Source organism: Archangium gephyra, assembly GCF_042230915.1.
Lineage (GTDB): Bacteria > Myxococcota > Myxococcia > Myxococcales > Myxococcaceae > Archangium > Archangium gephyra_B.
The window spans coordinates 592212-608152 of record NZ_CP102578.1 but is presented as its reverse complement, the minus strand read 5'-3'; the positions used below and the strand labels follow the sequence as shown (position 1 = coordinate 608152).

The 15941-nt window shown below is 70.1% G+C and carries 12 protein-coding genes; 4 read left to right on the top strand and 8 right to left on the bottom strand.

Features of this window, described 5'->3' with window-relative positions; genetic code table 11:
* Positions 1-12: 12 nt before the first annotated feature.
* On the bottom strand, positions 13-2004 hold the full coding sequence (locus NR798_RS02500; protein WP_375769777.1) for an ATP-binding protein: 1992 nt from the start codon (positions 2002-2004) through the stop codon (positions 13-15).
* A gap of 171 nt (positions 2005-2175) precedes the next feature.
* On the opposite strand from NR798_RS02500, the gene NR798_RS02495 reads away from it, so the two are divergent.
* The gene (locus NR798_RS02495; protein WP_375769776.1) at positions 2176-2946 is read left to right on the top strand and encodes a glutathione S-transferase family protein; all 771 of its coding nucleotides are present in this window, start codon (positions 2176-2178) and stop codon (positions 2944-2946) included.
* Between the two features lie 36 nt (positions 2947-2982).
* Here the strand turns inward: NR798_RS02495 and NR798_RS02490 are convergent, their stop codons facing one another.
* The 3 genes from NR798_RS02490 to NR798_RS02480 all read right to left on the bottom strand — a co-directional run bounded on the left by NR798_RS02490 (position 2983) and on the right by NR798_RS02480 (position 5472).
* Positions 2983-3564, bottom strand: coding sequence for a hypothetical protein (locus NR798_RS02490; protein WP_375769775.1), 582 nt, complete (start codon positions 3562-3564; stop codon positions 2983-2985).
* Positions 3561-4811, bottom strand: a complete 1251-nt coding sequence (locus NR798_RS02485) for an AAA family ATPase (RefSeq protein WP_375769774.1) — start codon at positions 4809-4811, stop codon at positions 3561-3563. The genes NR798_RS02490 and NR798_RS02485 overlap by 4 nt, the downstream gene beginning before the upstream one ends.
* Positions 4812-4950: 139 nt before the next feature.
* Positions 4951-5472, bottom strand: a complete 522-nt coding sequence (locus NR798_RS02480; protein ID WP_375769773.1) for a hypothetical protein — start codon at positions 5470-5472, stop codon at positions 4951-4953.
* A 256-nt stretch (positions 5473-5728) separates the two neighbouring features.
* Between NR798_RS02480 and NR798_RS02475 the strand changes: the two genes are divergently transcribed.
* A complete protein-coding gene (locus NR798_RS02475) occupies positions 5729-6508 on the top strand; it encodes a hypothetical protein (protein ID WP_375769772.1) in 780 nt (259 codons plus the stop codon).
* Between the two features lie 33 nt (positions 6509-6541).
* On the opposite strand, the gene NR798_RS02470 is transcribed toward NR798_RS02475, so the two are convergent.
* Positions 6542-7648, bottom strand: coding sequence for a metallophosphoesterase family protein (locus NR798_RS02470; protein WP_375769771.1), 1107 nt, complete (start codon positions 7646-7648; stop codon positions 6542-6544).
* Positions 7645-8754, bottom strand: coding sequence for a hypothetical protein (locus NR798_RS02465; protein WP_375769770.1), 1110 nt, complete (start codon positions 8752-8754; stop codon positions 7645-7647). The genes NR798_RS02470 and NR798_RS02465 overlap by 4 nt, the downstream gene beginning before the upstream one ends.
* 172 nt (positions 8755-8926) lie before the next feature.
* On the opposite strand from NR798_RS02465, the gene NR798_RS02460 reads away from it, so the two are divergent.
* Positions 8927-11614, top strand: a complete 2688-nt coding sequence (locus NR798_RS02460) for a protein kinase (RefSeq protein ID WP_375769769.1) — start codon at positions 8927-8929, stop codon at positions 11612-11614.
* Positions 11615-12025: 411 nt separating this feature from the next.
* On the opposite strand, the gene gyrB is transcribed toward NR798_RS02460, so the two are convergent.
* A complete protein-coding gene (gene gyrB / locus NR798_RS02455) occupies positions 12026-14479 on the bottom strand; it encodes a DNA topoisomerase (ATP-hydrolyzing) subunit B (RefSeq protein WP_375769768.1) in 2454 nt (817 codons plus the stop codon).
* Between the two features lie 137 nt (positions 14480-14616).
* Complete coding sequence (locus tag NR798_RS02450) at positions 14617-15075, bottom strand: hypothetical protein (RefSeq protein WP_375769767.1); 459 nt, start codon at positions 15073-15075, stop codon at positions 14617-14619.
* Between the two features lie 101 nt (positions 15076-15176).
* On the opposite strand from NR798_RS02450, the gene NR798_RS02445 reads away from it, so the two are divergent.
* Positions 15177-15941 (top strand): GNAT family N-acetyltransferase, encoded by a 765-nt coding sequence (locus NR798_RS02445; RefSeq protein ID WP_375769766.1) that lies wholly within the window; start codon positions 15177-15179, stop codon positions 15939-15941.

Genomic DNA, 15941 nt, shown 5'->3' with positions numbered 1-15941 from the left:
CCGCGCCCTGCCTCACCCCCGTGCGCGCAGCGGCAGTTCCACGGTGAAGGTCGAGCCTCGCGCCGGCTGGCTCTCCACGCGGATGCGGCCGTCCATGGCCTCGACGATCTGCTTGGAGATGAAGAGCCCCAGCCCCAGGCCGCCGTAGTGCCGCTCCGACACCGCGCGCCCGAAGCGGGAGAACAGGCGCGGCACATCCCCGGGCGCGATGCCGATGCCCTCGTCCTCGACCGACAGCAGGGCCCGCCCATCCACCACCTTCACGCGCACGTGGATGGGCTTGCCCGCACCGTACTTGGCCGCGTTGGACAGCAGGTTGACGAGCACCTGATCCAACCGCGACGGGTCCCAATACCCGTGCACCGTCGGCGTGTCGGGGAAGTCCACCCCGCACCCGGCCTGGGCGAACACCTCGGAGAGCCGCTCCATCACCTCGCGCAGCAGTTGGGTCAGCTCCATCTCGACGGGCTCGAGCCCCAGCCGGCCCGCGCCGATGCGGCTCACGTCCAGCAGGCTGTCCACGAGCGAGGTGAGCCGCTCCACCTGGCTCACTGCCTTGGGGAGCCTCGTGCCCACGGACGCGCGGCACTCCGGCGTCAGGGATTTGCCGATGAGCGCGTGCTGCAGCTTGAGCGAGGTGAGCGGCGTCTTCAGCTCGTGGCTCGCGACGGAGAGGAACTCGTCGCGGAGGCCCACGGCCTGCCGCGCCTCCTCGTAGAGCCGGAGGTTCTCCAGCGCCATACCCACCCGGTGGGCCAGCTCCTCCGCGAGCGCCAGGTCCTCCTCGTCGAACCGCCGCTGGTGAGCGCACGCCGCGAGGATCATCATCCCGTGCACCTTCCCGCCCGCCCGCATCGGCACGGTCATTACGGAGTGGGCATCCAGCGTGTTCATCAGCGCCAGGTGCTCGGGGCTGACGGCGTAGCGCTGGCGGACGTCCTGGGTGAACTCCCGGATGAGGGCCGACCTCCCGGTGTGCACCCCTTCCAGCAGGGGGCTCGTTCCCGGGGCCCTGGGCACGAAGCGCAGGGCCTCCCGGACGAAATGCTCCTGGGACGGCTCCCGGTGCGCCCCGGCCACGCGCGGCAGGCGCCCATCCGGCCGCGTCACGCCGATGATGCAGTAGGTGCAGATGGAGGAGGCGGAGAGCCGCGCCACCCGCTCGAGGATCTCCTCCGCCCTGTCCAGGCGCTCCGCGAGCAGGCGGCTGGCCTCCGAGAGGAAGCGGGCACTGGCCTCGGTCCGCTTGCGCTGGGTGATGTCCACCACCGTGCCGCTGAAGCGCACGAGCCCCCCATGCTCATCGAACCAGGCGCGCCCCTGGGCGGAGAGCCACCGCTCGACCCCATTCTGGATGCCGATGACGCGGTACTCGATGTCATAGCTCCCGCCGCTCTCCGGGCTGACCGTCCGCTGGATGACCTGTTGCGTGCGCTCCCGGTCCTCGGGGTGGATGATGGAGTGGAACGTGTCGCAGTCCATCCGGAAGCCGGGAGGGGCCCCGAAGAGCTCCAGGGCACGCGCGTCACACAGGAACTCGCCGGTGGCGGGGTTGAAGTCCCAGGTACCGATGGAGGCCGAGGCGAGGGACATCCGCAGCCGCTCCTCGCTCACCTGGAGGGCCTCGCGTGCGAGCCCCGGCTCGGGCACCTCCTCGAGGTACAGGCAGAGCCCCACCACCCGTGTGCCTTCATGAAGGGGATGGCAGCTCACCCGGCCCCACTCCAGCTCGATGCGGGAGAAGGGCTGGCCCGTCGCGAGCACCTGCTCCATGCGCCAGAGGATGTCCTGCGTGGCCTCGCCGGGCGGGAGCACGTCGGCCAGGCGGATGCCCGGGTAGAGGCGGGCGCGCGGGCCGTGCAGCCCGGCCAGGGCCCGGTTGAAGCGCACCAGTTGGAGCCCCCGGTCCACGAGGGCGATGCCGATGGGCGCGTTCCAGAGCACTTCCAGCGGAACCGACTCCAGGTCGAGCCGTAAGGCCGGCTCCTGCAGCGACCCATTCATTCCGGTGCTCCTCTGTCCATCCCGTACCCCCAGCCGGTAACAGTCAGGGGCCCGGCCCGAATGCCCCCACCGCCTCCTCGTCCGCCCGCGCACGGAGCCACCTCGCCCGGGCACACTGCGGGAGTCCGAGCAGCCCGGGGAGCGAGCGCTCGGGTCTGCTAGCCTGGGACCATGAGCCGCCCCATGTTCGTCGCCGCCTGGTTCTCCCCGTGGTCGGAGCGGGCGCGCTTCGCGCTGGACCACCACCGCATCGACTACCGGGAAGAGTCGTACACCCCCTTCCTGGGTGAGCCGCTGCTGCGGCTGCGCACCGGGGTGTTCCGGGGCCTCATCACGGTGCCCGTGCTCTTCCATGACGGGCGCGTGCTGCGCGACTCGGTGGAGATCGCCCGGTACGCGGACCGCCTGGGCACGGGTGCGCCGCTGTTCCCCGCGAGCGCCGAGGCGGAGCTCGCCCGCTACGTGGAGCTCGCCACCGGGCTGATGGAAGCGGCGCGCGCGCTGAGCGTGTTGCGGATGGCCCGGGACGAGGCCATGCAGCTGGAGAACCTGCCCCCGTCCGTGCCCGCCCCGCTCCGCCGGGCGTTGCTGCCGCTCGCCCGGCTGGGAACGGCGTTCATGAACCGGAAGTACCGCCTGGATGCGCGCGACCCGGAGCAGGACCGGGCCACCATCCGGCGAGGCCTCGAACGGCTCCGCGCGGACCTGCGAGGGCGCGACACGCTGCTCTCCGGCTTCACCTTCGCGGACATCGCCGTGGCCGTCTCGCTGACCATGGTGCGGCCGGTGGAGCACCCCCTCATTCCCCTCGGCCCCGGGATGCGCGCCGCCTTCACCGAGCCGCGGCTGGCCGAGGAGTTCGGAGACCTCCTGGCCTGGCGGGACAAGCTCTACGCGGAGCGCCGCTCCCTGCAAGGCGCGGCGAGCCCGGCCGCGGCCTGACACGAGCGGGCAGGGGCGGAGAGCCGGGAGATGAATCTACGCCTCTTGTTGGACGACCCCCTGACGGACCAACTCCTTCGCCAGGAAGGGGCAGTACTTGCGAAGGAGGCGGAAAGTCATGTCGCCATCCCTCCAGGCCGAGTGCCAGCTCTCCCGGGCCCGAACGAACTCCACATCGTTCAGGTCCAGCCGGTCGATGGTCTTCTGGACCCGTGCACGCAGCGCCTCGGGCAGCCCGTCACCCGGGATGACCTGGAGCGTGGACAACTCGAGTGCGAACCACCCGTCCCGCACCTCGAATGGGTCCAACACATCCTCGAGGTCGTTCTTGCGCGCGTTCATCCGCACGCAGGCAAGCCGGTAGTTCCGCCACTCGTAGGCCAGCTCACGGCGCTTCGACTTGGGAAGCAGGTGGTCGACCGAGAGCGCACCGGTGCCACGAGGGATGTGGAGGGAGGAGTAGGCACAGACGCCCTTGTACGCCTCCCAGAGCTGCGTGGCGCAGTGGCGCCAGAGTGGCCGAAGCTCCCCTTCCGGCGAGGCCAGCTCGGCACGGCCCGGCTGGCGGACCTTGGCGTCGAAGTCCGGAGGCTCGGGTTGGGGCTCGACGTGGATCATGGCTCGATTCCCGCGGCCTCGGCACGTGCGAGCCAGCGCGGCCAGAAGGGATCCGTATCCTTGAGGAGCCGATACAGATCGTTGTGGATGCGCTTCACCTCCTCGATGGGGAGGTCCGGGTCCTTGAGCGCGGCCCTGGCGCGGGTGATGGCCTCTTCGGCCTCCACGGAACGCGGCTCCTTGAGGTCGAAGACCTCGGAGGTGAGCCACGCATTGGCATCCCCGCGAGGCCGCCAGTCGGCCCGGGAGACCTTCACCTCGTGGCCCACCAGGTCGAACATGAAGAGGGCGTCCTGTTCCGGGTCGAACGAGGGCTCCATCGAAGCGAGGACCAGGGGAGCGTGCGTGACGGCAATCACCTGGACCTTCACATCCGGGCGGAGCTCGCGAACGACGGCCAGCAGCGAGGGCAGGATGAGCCGCTGCCAGCGGGGATGAAGGTGCGACTCCACTTCGTCGATGAGCAGGACGATGTCGCTGCTCACCTTTTGGTGAAGCAACTCAGCGGCCCGCCGGTGTTCCTCCCAAGCCCAGACGAGCAGGTAGGCGAGCCCGACGATGCGCCGGATGCCAGCGGAGGCATGGGTGAGCGGGACGGCGCCATACGGCATTTCCAGCGTCGGGATGTCACGAGCGTCATCAATGCCCAGGCGGGTGGGCTCGCCGGGTTTCAGCGGCTCGGCCGCATCCGGTGAGAGGACCGCCAGGACCTTGCACAAACGCTCGAACGACTCCGAGCGTCGCAACTGCCAATAAACCCAATCCCGGATGAGCCCATTGCACAGAGACCGGCCGTTCTCCACCAACCCGTCCCAGAGCGTCTCCTGTGAAAAGTCATAGGCGCTTGGAACACCCGGGTCTTGATGCGTGCGCCCGAAGTGATTCCGAATAGGGTCCCATACGCGGAAGCCCCCATCGATACGGGCGTAGAGGATCAACGAGGAGTGGAGTGACGAAGGCCACTCGAAAGCACCGCCCTCTTGCCTGTCCCAAAAAACAGGGCGCTCGAAGTCGGTCGTGGGCCCATCCTCCGTCACCAGTGAATAGGCGACCTTCCCCTTCCGCCCAGGTCTGGACAGAGCAGGCACCGGATCCAACCCATTCTGGGTCAGCGCCCACCAGGCCAGCTCGAGCACGAAGCTCTTGCCCAGGCCGTTGTCGCCGGTCAGCAGGTTCAGGCGCGGCGCGAACGAGAACGAAAGCCGCGGGCTGGGCCCCACTTCCTCCAGCTTCAGCTCACCGAGCATCCGGGATCCTTCCTCCTGGCCAGACCAGCAAGCGACTCCTCTTATGTGAGTTCCCTCGCCTCCATCAAAAATAAAGCCGGCCCGGAGCTCCAGAGGAGTTCCAGGCCGGACGAAGGGGCTGCACCTGGACGCCCAGGCCTCAAGCCGCCGCGGGACGGGCGGCCACGGGCGTCTCGGCCGACTCGAGGGCGGCGGCGACGGCCTCGGGCGAGCTGCCCTCGGCGAACAGCGGGGCGCTCGGACGGGACTTGGGCGGACGGCCCCGGCGCTTCGGCGCCGACTCGTCGCTCTGCGCGGGCGCCTCGGCGGCCACGCCACCGTCCGCACGCGCCACCTTGCGCCCCGCCCTCGGCAGGCTGATGGCCTCCAGCTTCGTGCTCAGCTCCGCGTCCTCCTCGGCGAACACCCGCGCGTACGACAGCGCCCGCTGGCCCTTCTGCACCAGCGCCTCCTGGCCCTCGGCCAGCACCTGGCGCGCCGCCTCCAGCGCCGCCTGCGCCTGAGCCACCGCCTCGGCCTGCGCCCTCACCCGGCTCGCCGCCTCCTCCAACACCTCCGCGTCCACGTCCGGGAACTTCACCTCGGACAGCTCCGTGGAGAACACCTCGAGCAGCGCCCGCATCGCGGGCGAGATGGGATCGTTTTCGTTCGCGTCGAACATGGCCTGGGACTCCCCTCCAGCGTGCTGCGTGGGCCCCTCATGTGCACAGATGTTCAGTGCCTTTTCAAGGGGGTCCGCTCCGAGGCCGATTTACCGGCCCCGCGCCGTGTTCAGGCCCCGTCATCCCAGCGGCGCGAGCCCCGGATGACTCCCCACATGTGGGCGAAGGACCCTACATCTCCGGTCTCATCGGGTCCGGCGCGGGGAGGTAGACTGGCGCGAGGAGCCCGGCAGGACCGGCCCTGGGGGAGCCCTCATGCAGCCAGAGACCTTGGAGTTGCTCGCGGACACGGCGCAGTACGGCGCCGTGGCGCTCATCGGCGCGTTCATCGGGGTTGGCGAGCTCGTCTCCCGCTACAAGGATGACCCCTACGAGGCCATCACCAACCGCCATGCGATCACCTACACGCTGCTCAACGTGCTGGCCTCGGTCATGGCCCTGCTCGCGCTCAAGACGATGAACCCGGCGGACGCCCAGGGGGTGCTCCTCGGGGAGGGGCCGGCCTCGTCGCGGGTCGGGTACACGCTGCTCGCCGGGTTTGGCGCCATGGGGCTGCTGCGCTCCTCGGCCTTCAACATGCGCGTGGGCAACGACGACATCGCCATCGGCCCGAGCGCGCTGTTGCAGGTCATGCTCTCCGCGATGGACCGCGCCGTGGACCGGGCGCGCGCCAGGGTCCGCGCCGAGATGATGGCCAGGACCATGCACCTGGTCCCCTTCGAGATGATCGAGGAGTCCCTGCCGCAGCTCGCCTTCGCGATGATGCAGAACGTGACGGACGAGGAGAAGCAGGACTTCGACAAGGTGCGCACGGCGCTCCGGGAGAAGAAGATGGACACCGTGGCCAAGAGCATCAGCCTGGGGCTCTCGCTCAGCAACATCGTCGGGCAGGGCGTGGTGGATGACGCGGTGACGGCGCTACGCAAGACGCTGGCCGCGGCGGGAGACCCGAGCTTCTCCGCCACCCTGGCCCGGCCCCTGCCCGCGCCCGTGGAGACCCAGGAGGCGCCCGTGCCTCCCACCGAGGCGAAGTAGAGCCGCGCGCGGCCCGCTTGTCCCAGGTGTCGCTCAGTCCACGCGCACCAGCGACACGGTGCGCACGCCCTGGGCCGGATCCACCTCCACCGCGAGGAAGTGCCGCCCCACGCCGTCGAACTGCTCGGGGATGGCGCCGCCGCCGCCCGAGATGAAGGACGGAATGCCCGCGTTGGAGAACGAGTAGTACGAGTGCACGTGGCCGTAGAGGGTGAGATCCAACTTCCCGTTGGCCAGCTTCGCCAGCAGCGCCGCGGCCTCGTTGCGGCTCGCGAAGGCGCCGTTGCGCACGCCGATGGGGTCCACGATGGGGATGTGCGTGCCCAGGATGTGCACCGCGTCGCGCCCCGCCGCCAGCCACCCGTCCAGCATCTCCTCGGCCCTCGGGTCCAACGAGCCGTTGGCCGAGTCGATCATCGTGAAGTGCGCGCCATGGAAGGTGAAGTGCAGGTTCCCCCGGCCGAAATACGCGTGGTAGCTCGCATCCGGGGCGTAGGTCTCGTGGTTGCCCAGGGTGGCGAACAGGGGGATGCGTGACTCCAGCAGGCGCGACTGGAACTCCTCCAGCTGCTCGATGGAGCCCCGCTGCGTCAGGTCCCCCGAGAAGTAGATGAAGCGCAGCGTGGGGTCCGCGTTGATGCGCCGGTAGATGTCCCCCACCCGGGGCAGGGCCTCCTGCACGTCCGCCAGCGCCGCGAAGCGGAAGGGCATCGGCTGGTCCCACAGCGGGGGCGCCACCGTCAGCCGGGCCTCCGCGCCCGCCGGCACCCGCACCTTCCACAGCTTCACCGTGGGCACGGGCCCCTCGGGAAGGGCCTCCACCAGGAGCGGCTCGCCGCCCACCGCCGCCGACAGCTCCGCCTCCGGCATGGCGTTGCGCACCACCACCGTCCACTCCTCGGTGGCCCCGGCCGAGGACACCGCGCGCACGTGGAAGGCCGGCGCCGAGCCCCACAGCGTCAGCGTGCCCGGCTCCACCTTGCGCACCACCGCCAGCCCGTCCTCCACGGTGAAGGCCACGCCGTTGGCGTCCACCTGCCCCACTTGCAGGTCCTTCAGCGCGCGCTCCTCGGCCGGCCGCATGCTGCAGCCCGTGGCCAGCAGCGCGAGCACGGCGGCTCCCCGGCGAATGCTCCTCACGGCTCACCTCCCAACGCGTAGACGAGTGACACCCGGCCCACCAGGGCCGAGCCCACCTGGAGATCCGCGGACACGCCCCAGGGCCCGGTGAGGAGCATGCGCCCGCGCAGTCCCACGTACCCCGGTACGCCCCCGCCGGCCTTGATGCCGCCCGGGAAGTCGTCCTTGCGGTGGTCGTAATAGAGGAGCGCCTCGCCCCGGAAGGGCCCGCCGCGTCCCAGGTAGACGCCGTAGCCGAAGGTGAAGAGGAGCTGCTCGAAGAGGATGTCGTCCACCGGCCCCGTGTAGACGTAGCCCTGCATCGCGAAGCCCACGCCCATCTCCGCGAAGGAGCCGGCCATGCGCGGGCTGAAGCGCGCCATGTCGTAGCGGCCCCGCAGGAAGAGCTCGCCACCACCCAGGGTGAAGGCCTCGGCGGGGTAGCGGTGCACGAGGGCCGCGGCCTCCAGGTCCAACGCCGTGCCGTCCGCGCCCGCGCGCGCACCCTCGGGGGCTCCCAGCAGCCGGTACGCCCCGCCCACCCGCACGCGCAGGTTGCCTTCGTCCGGCGACAGCTTCGCCCCGGCCTCCAGGCGCACGCGCTCCAGCCGCGCCAGCGCGCCCACCGAGACGAAGTGCCGGTAGTCGAAGGCCGGGTCCACCACGTGCTGGTAGCCCACCTCCAGCTCGAGGGGAGGCAGGCTCCGCGCCACCTCGCCTGGAGGAAAGGCGGGCGACACGGCCCCATAGAGGTTGGCCAGCGTGGAGATGGAGAGGAGGCCCACCCCGGCCAGCGTCACCGCGTACAGCGGGCCGATGACCCGGCGCGACGCCCCGGACATGGCGATGGGCACGCCCCCGGCGGCCAGGAGCCCGAGGCCCGTGCCCTCCAGGAGGAAGTGCCGTGCCGCCGTCGGGGTGTCCCCCGCCACGAGCGGCCCCAGCCCGTGCAGCAGCACGCCGGGCACCACCGAGACGGCCGCGGGCAGCACCTCGAAGCGTGGACGGACGGGCTCCACCAGTTCCTGAGAAACGGGAGCGTCCACCGCCCCCGGCCCCTCGGACACCTGGGCCCGCACCGCGCCCGGCAGCACCGCCAGGGCGAGCACCATCAGTTGCACCTTCATGGAAACCCCTCTGCCCAAGACCAGTGTCCAGAATAGAACGCGGGCGGGTGGATCCGCAGCCTGTCCGCGGAAGTAGGAAAGAAAGCCACCCGGAGCCCCCCCTATCGGGACTTTTGCGGGAAGCGGGGTATGCTCCGGGCTCCCCTTCTCCTCCAACAACGCGACGCGCATCGTGGCCGCCAACGAAGCCCGGGAATTTGGCAAGTACGAACTGGTCTCGAAGCTCGCCGCGGGCGGGATGGCCATCACCTATCGCGCGCGCATGAAGGGCGCCGCGGGGGTGACCAAGCCAGTGGTCATCAAGCAGATCCTCCCGCACTTCGCCGACGAGCCCGACTTCGTGGAGATGTTCGTCAGCGAGGCGCGCGTGGCCGCGGGGCTCACCCACGGCAACATCGCCCAGGTCTTCGACTTCGGAGAGATCGACGGCCAGTACTTCCTGGCCATGGAGTTCGTGCACGGCCAGACGCTGTCCAAGCTGCTGCGCCGCGCGCAGAAAGCCGGACTGCCCGGCCTGCCCATGCCGCTGGCGCTCTTCGTCGCCACGCAGATGTGTGACGGGCTGGACTACGCGCACCGGCACATCGGCGAGGACGGCCGGCCCATGGGGCTCGTCCACCGCGACGTGTCGCCGGACAACGTGCTCATCTCCTACGAGGGCCAGGTCAAGGTCATCGACTTCGGCATCGCCAAGGCGACGAGCGTCGTGGAGTCGCGCACCTCGCCCGGCACCCTCAAGGGCAAGTACCCGTACTTCTCCACCGAGCAGGCCCGGGGCGATCAGGACCTGGACGCGCGCTCGGACATCTTCGCCGTGGGCGTGGTGCTCTACGAGATGCTGTGCGGCCGGCGCCCCTACGAGGGGGAGCTCGCCGCGGTGCTGCCGCGCATCCTCCATGGAGAGTACCCGCCGCCCTCCAGCCTCAATCCCGCCATCGGCCCGGAGCTGGAAGCGGTGATGTCCACCGCGATGGCGCTGGACCGGGGGCAGCGCTACCCCACCGCGCAGGCCTTCTCCGAGGCGCTGCGCGAGCAGCTCTACTCGGGCTGGCCGCGCTTCTCGCCCGCGATGCTGTCGCAGCTGCTGGGCCACCTCTTCGCCGAGGAACTCACCGCCGAGGGCCGCCGGGTGGAGGTGACGCCCGCCTTCCTGGAGCAGCTCGCCGCGTGGCAGGCCCAGCCCGTCAGCGAGCCGATGGGTGCCCAGGCGCGAGCGCCAGGCGCGGCCGGTGGCCGGAGCAACACCAACTCCGACGTCCGCGTGCAGTCGAGGCCCGGCAGTGACGGTGGCCGGCCGGGGAGCAACGCGGGCAGCCGTCCCAGCCTGAGGCCCTCCACCAACGGGAGCAGTGGCGGACGGCCGCTCAGCAACGCGGGCGTGCGCACCGTGAGCTCGGCTTCCGTGCGCCGGGTGACGTCGAGCGCGGGCGTGACGCGCGCGCTGGGCCCGGCGACCATGGCCGCCCCGCAGGTGGAGGGGCACGAGCCTTCCACGGCCGTGTCGCAGCCCCCCACGGACATCAGCTCCGCCGCCGGGGCGCCGCATGACACCCCCGTCGAGGTGCCGGCCGTCAGCGTCCCCACCCGGCCGGCGGTGCCGGACTACCTGCGCCCCCTGCGCGAGGCCCAGGAGCGCGAGGCCTCGGAGCGCGCCGAGCGGCGCCAGCGGCTGGTGATGCTCATCAGCGTGCCCATCTTCGTGCTCACCCTGCTGCTGGGCACCATCCACTATTTCGTCTCCGGCGCGGGCGATGGCGGGCCCGTGGCCTCGCAGTGGATCGCCTCCACGCCGAAGGGCGCCACGGTGAAGATCAACGGCAAGGACGTGCCCGGCACCACGCCGCTCGTCGTGCCGAACGTGCCCCTGGATCAGACCCACACCTTCGTCCTCACCCTGCCCGGCTACCGGCCCTGGACGAAGCGCGTCACCATCACCGACGAGAACCCGCCGCAGCTCAACGCGGAGCTCGAGCGCATGGAGCCCGAGCCGGCCGTCCAGCCCACCACCCCCCTGCCCCCGCCCGCCGCGGACAGGGCCGGCGAGCCGGTGGCCGCCGCGCAGGGCACGGAGCCCGAGGGGACGAAGGGCTCCAGCGAGCCCAGCGCCGCGCCGCAGCCGCAGGACCTCAAGAAGTACAACGAGGTGGACTACCCGACGCGGGTGTTCGTCCTGCGCCCCCAGTACAACGCCTTCCCGGTGCAGCAGTACGCCACGGCGTCCATCGAGCTCAACTCGGGGGCGAGCTACTCCGTCAGCACCAGCGGCAGCGCCCTGCTGAGCGACGGAAAGGCGAGCGCGTCCGGCACGCTGGCCTGGTTCGCCGAGGGCGAGAACCTGGCCGCCGAGGACGCCTTCGGGGTGATCGGCTCCGCGCCGCGCACCTTCAAGGGCGTGCGCAAGCTGCACGTCTTCATGCTGGACGAGGACCTGGCGGACAACGCGGGCGCGGTGCGGGTGAACCTGCGCCAGTCCAAGTGGGTGCCGCCGCGCCAGCTCACGTTTGATCCAGCCCGCAACGCGCTGGTGCTCGAGCCGCGGCACCAGCTGGCGGTGCGCGGACTCAACCCGGACGCCGTCTACCTGCTCACCGTGCGCGACGACTTCGCGGAGCTGAGCCCGGGCGCCACGGGCCGTACACGTCGGGCGCTGTGCGCGGAGAGCAGCAAGAAGGGCCGGCACAACCACCGGCTGCTGGAGGCGGGCAAGCGCTACCAGCTGACGGGGGCGGACACGCTGCGCTGCACCTTCCCGGACACGAAGGTGGAGGACAACGCGGGGGCGCTCGAGGTGGACATCGTGGATGTGACGGCGATGTCCCGGCGGGAACGAGCGGCCGCGTTGCGTGGCGCTTCTCGTTGACCAGAAAACACCACCTGGGTTAAACAAGGGGTGCGGGCGATCAGGCGGCAACCGAGTCCTTCGTCCATCCCATTCGTACCCCCCGACCGGGCACAAACCCCATCCCCTCGCATGTCGGAGGGGATGAGTACCCTGTTTCGCATAGGGCCCACACCGGGTGGGCCTGGGGAATACAACAAGTTCCTTCCGTAAGGGCCCATGGGGGCCGCAGCGGTTCCGCGGCCCAGCTCAACAAGGACGGGAAAGGCAAGTGGGCGCGGAGCCGATTTCGGCACCGGGCCCATTGGTCTTTTTGGGCCCTGGAAACGCAACGGGGCCGCACCCGGAAGCTCCAGGCACGGCCCCGATCACCCGCGAGACGGCCGAGCGACCACCTGCTCGCTCAGCCGCCCACCTGCCCGGACACCGGGCTCAGATGTCCAGGTTCTGCACGTCCAGCGCGTTGCGCTCGATGAACTCGCGGCGCGGCTCGACGGCCTCGCCCATGAGCAGCGAGAAGATCTCGTCGCTCTCCACCGCGTCCTCGATGCGCACCTGCAGCAGCGTACGGGTGACCGGGTTCATCGTGGTGTCCCAGAGCTGCTCCGGGTTCATCTCGCCCAGACCCTTGTAGCGCTGCAGGCCCAGCCCCTTCTGCGCGTCCTTGCGCACCGCGGCCAGCACCTCCTGCACCGACAACGCCACCACCTCGCCGTCGCCCACCTTCACCCGATAGGGCGCCTTGCCCAGCTTGTTGAACGACTCGCGCAGGCTCACCAGCTCCATGTACTCGGGCGACGACAGGAAGCCGTGGTCAAACACCGTCTGGCGCATGCCACCGTTGATGTCCGTCTTCACCACCAGCTTGCGCGTGTGGTGCTCCGGATCCACCGGGTAGGACACCTCGAAGCGGCCCAGCGTGTCCGGCATGCGGGCCTTCAGGTAGTCCACCATCTTCTCCACCTGAGCGCGCAGCGCCGCCTCGTCCGTCAGCAGGCCCGCGTCCACCCGGCCCGCCTGCACCAGCGCGTCCACCACCCGGGCGTCCCGCCGCGCCGCCAGCTTCTCCAGGCGCTCCTCGTAAGTAATCACCTTCTCCAGCAGCTCGCGCAGCTCCGAGCCGCCCAGCTCCCCGCCCTCCGTCACCACCCGCGAGTGCTCCGAGGCGATGCGCAGCAGGTAGTCGTTCAGCCCGCGCTCGTCCTTCACGTACATGTCCTTCTTGTTGCGCGTGACTTTGTAGAGCGGAGGCTGCGCGATGTAGAGGTAGCCGTTCTGGATGAGCTCCGGCATCTGCCGGTAGAAGAACGTGAGCAGCAGCGTGCGGATGTGGCTGCCGTCCACGTCGGCGTCCGTCATCAGGATGATGCGGTGGTAGCGCGCCTTCTCCGGGTTGTAGTCCTCGCGACCAATCCCCGTGCCCAGCGCGGTAATCAACGTCACGATCTCCGCGCTGGTGAGCATCTTCTCGAAGCGCGCCTTCTCGACGTTGAGAATCTTGCCGCGCAGCGGGAGGATGGCCTGGTTGCGCCGGTCCCGGCCCTGCTTGGCCGAGCCGCCTGCGGAGTCACCCTCGACGATGTAGAGCTCGCTCTCGCTGGGGTCGCGGCTCTGGCAGTCGGCGAGCTTGCCCGGCAGGGAGCCACCGTCCAGCACGCCCTTGCGCCGCACCGTCTCGCGCGCCTTGCGGGCGGCGATCCGCGCCCGCGTCGCATCGCCAATCTTCGCGACGATCTTCTTGCTGACGGTGGGGTTCTCCTCGAGGAAGGTGGCGAGCTGATCATTCACCATCTGCTCGACGAGGCCCTTCACCTCGCTGTTGCCCAGCTTCGTCTTCGTCTGCCCCTCGAACTGGGGGTTGGACAGCTTCACGGAGATGACGGCCGCGAGCCCCTCGCGCGCGTCCTCGCCCGTGGGCGTCTCCTTCAGGTCCTTCCACTGCCCGCTCTTCTCGGCGTAGCTGTTGAGCGTGCGCGTGAGCGCGGCCTTGAAGCCAGACAGGTGGCTGCCACCCTCGTGCGTGTTGATGTTGTTGGCGAAGGTGAAGATGCGCTCGTCGTAGCCATCGTTCCACTGCAGGGCGATCTCCAGCGACACGCCCTCGCGCTCCGTGCGGAAGTGGATGGGCTTCTCGTTGAGCGACTGCTTGGCCTTGTTGATGTACTCGACGAAGGAGACGATGCCGCCGTCGAACTTGAAGTCGTGCTCCTTGCCCACCCGCATGTCGCGGATGATGATGCGCAGGCCGGCGTTGAGGAACGCGAGCTCGCGCATGCGCTGGCTGAGCGTGTCGAAGTTGAAGTCCGCCGTCTCCATGACGGTGTTGTCCGGCTTGAACCAGATGAGCGTGCCGCGCTTGTCCGTCTCGCCGACGACGGCCGGCGGGCCATTGGACACGCCGCGCGCGTACGACTGCTCGTACACCTTGCCGTTGCGCTGCACGCGGACCTTGAACCACTCAGAGAGGAAGTTCACGCAGGTGACGCCCACGCCGTGCAGGCCGCCGGACACCTTGTAGGCGCCGTTGCCGAACTTGCTGCCGGCGTGCAGCTCCGTGAGCACCACCTCGAGGGTGTCCTTGCCCTTGAACTTGGGGTCCGGGTGCGGGCCCACGGGAATGCCTCGGCCGTTGTCCTGCACGGACAGCGAGCCATCCACGTGGATGACCACCTCGATGTCCGTGCAGTGGCCCGCCAGGGCCTCATCGACGGAGTTGTCCACCACCTCGTAGACGAGCTTGTGCAGCCCGTACGTCATGGTGTCACCGATGTACATACCCGGGCGCTTCCGGACGGCCTCCAGGCCCTCCAGCTTCGTGATGGCACCGGTGTCGTAATCCGCGGGCGGCGGTGCCGCGGCGGCACCGGGGGCGGGGATGTTTTCCATGCGCGAAAAATCCTTGGGAAATCGCTTGGCGGGAACAGGTGTGCCTACCACTTCGAGGCACCCTGGACAAGATTGTTGAGAACACGCAAGGCAGCGAAAAGATTCACGAAACGCCTCTCGAAATGCCTCACGCGACGCTACGCGTCAAAACGGGGAGCGGGCTTCCTTTCTTCCAGCGCGGCCGCCAGCTCGCCGAAGGCCGTCCGCGAGGGGAAGAGGTGGCGCGTCACCAGCACCCGGCCCCCCTCGTCCAGGAACAATCCGAGCACGTCTTCCTTGCGTCCGAGCCGGCGCACGGAGTCGATCTGCCCCCAGGAGAGTTGGAGCTGGCTACCGGTGAAGGGGCGGGCCAGCGCGACGCCCCTGGCACTCAATGTAACGCCCCAGCCGGGCCTTGGCCGCAGCCGATGCCAGGCGAAGACGAAGGCGAGCATCAGTCCGCCCGTGATGCCCGCCCGGGCCACCGCCAGGGGAGCGTTTCCCCGCGCCCGCGCATCCGCCAGCGCCCAGGCGCTGAGAATGGCGAGCACGCACGCCCCCACGAAGAGGGCACGGCGGGTGGGGCGGGGATCGAAGGCGTAGAAGCGAGGCTCCATGCGAGCATCCGCACCCTAGCCTCCCGAGCGGCCGGCCGGGGATTTTCCGTCCGCTGGCTGTCCACCCGCGAGCGCCTGGAAGCGCCTAACCTGTGCCCTGCATGACGGACGCTGAGCTCACCGCGCGCCTGCGCGCCAACCTCCACGACTTCAAGGCCCTGCAGGCCCACGGCGGACCGTTGCGGATGAGGGAGTTGCCCGGGGTGCGGGCCTTCGCCCTGCCGGGCCGCGGGGCGCACCTCTTCCAACAGCAGGTGCTGTACTCGGACGCCCACGCGCTCGCCGAGGCACTCGGGTCCCTGGAGACGTGGTACCGCGAGCTGGGCGTGCGGGCCTGGCGCGTGCCCGTGTACCCGGGGGACACCGCCGCCGAGGCCGTGCTGGCCCGCGCCGGACACCGGGCCGAGGACGCCATCCCCGCCATGGGCATCCCCCTGGCGCATCCGCCGCCCCAGCTGCCCCCGGGCACCACGCTCGAGCACCCGGACGACCTCCACGAGGTGCTCAAGCTCAACGGGCTCTGCTACGGCCAGGAGCACGTCGACTACTTCGAGTCCTGGCGCCCCCAGCTCGAGCCCTCCACCGGCCTGTACGCCGTGCTGGTGCGCCAGGAAGGCCGGGCACTCGCCGGAGGGGTCTCGTTCGAGCAGGGGGATACGGCCGGCATCTACCTGGTGGCCACCCACCCCGAGGCGCGCCGCCGGGGACTGGCCGGCCTCGTCATGCAGGGCCTGCACGCGGATGCGCGCGCCCGCGGCCGCACCGTCGCCGTCCTGCAGGCCTCGCCCCTGGGACATGGCCTGTACCAGCGGCTCGGCTACCGGGACGTGGGGGCGTGGACGAGCTGGGTGCGCCGCGCCGGCTGA

Excerpts from the sequence above, each read along its gene's own strand:
- NR798_RS02500 (WP_375769777.1), bottom strand. The coding sequence starts at position 2,004 with ATGAATGGGTCGCTGCAGGAGCCGGCCTTACGGCTCGACCTGGAGTCG.
- NR798_RS02495 (WP_375769776.1), top strand. The coding sequence starts at position 2,176 with ATGAGCCGCCCCATGTTCGTCGCCGCCTGGTTCTCCCCGTGGTCGGAG.
- NR798_RS02490 (WP_375769775.1), bottom strand. The coding sequence starts at position 3,564 with ATGATCCACGTCGAGCCCCAACCCGAGCCTCCGGACTTCGACGCCAAG.
- NR798_RS02485 (WP_375769774.1), bottom strand. The coding sequence starts at position 4,811 with ATGCTCGGTGAGCTGAAGCTGGAGGAAGTGGGGCCCAGCCCGCGGCTT.
- NR798_RS02480 (WP_375769773.1), bottom strand. The coding sequence starts at position 5,472 with ATGTTCGACGCGAACGAAAACGATCCCATCTCGCCCGCGATGCGGGCG.
- NR798_RS02475 (WP_375769772.1), top strand. The coding sequence starts at position 5,729 with ATGCAGCCAGAGACCTTGGAGTTGCTCGCGGACACGGCGCAGTACGGC.
- NR798_RS02465 (WP_375769770.1), bottom strand. The coding sequence starts at position 8,754 with ATGAAGGTGCAACTGATGGTGCTCGCCCTGGCGGTGCTGCCGGGCGCG.
- gyrB (WP_375769768.1), bottom strand. The coding sequence starts at position 14,479 with ATGGAAAACATCCCCGCCCCCGGTGCCGCCGCGGCACCGCCGCCCGCG.
- NR798_RS02450 (WP_375769767.1), bottom strand. The coding sequence starts at position 15,075 with ATGGAGCCTCGCTTCTACGCCTTCGATCCCCGCCCCACCCGCCGTGCC.
- NR798_RS02445 (WP_375769766.1), top strand. The coding sequence starts at position 15,177 with ATGACGGACGCTGAGCTCACCGCGCGCCTGCGCGCCAACCTCCACGAC.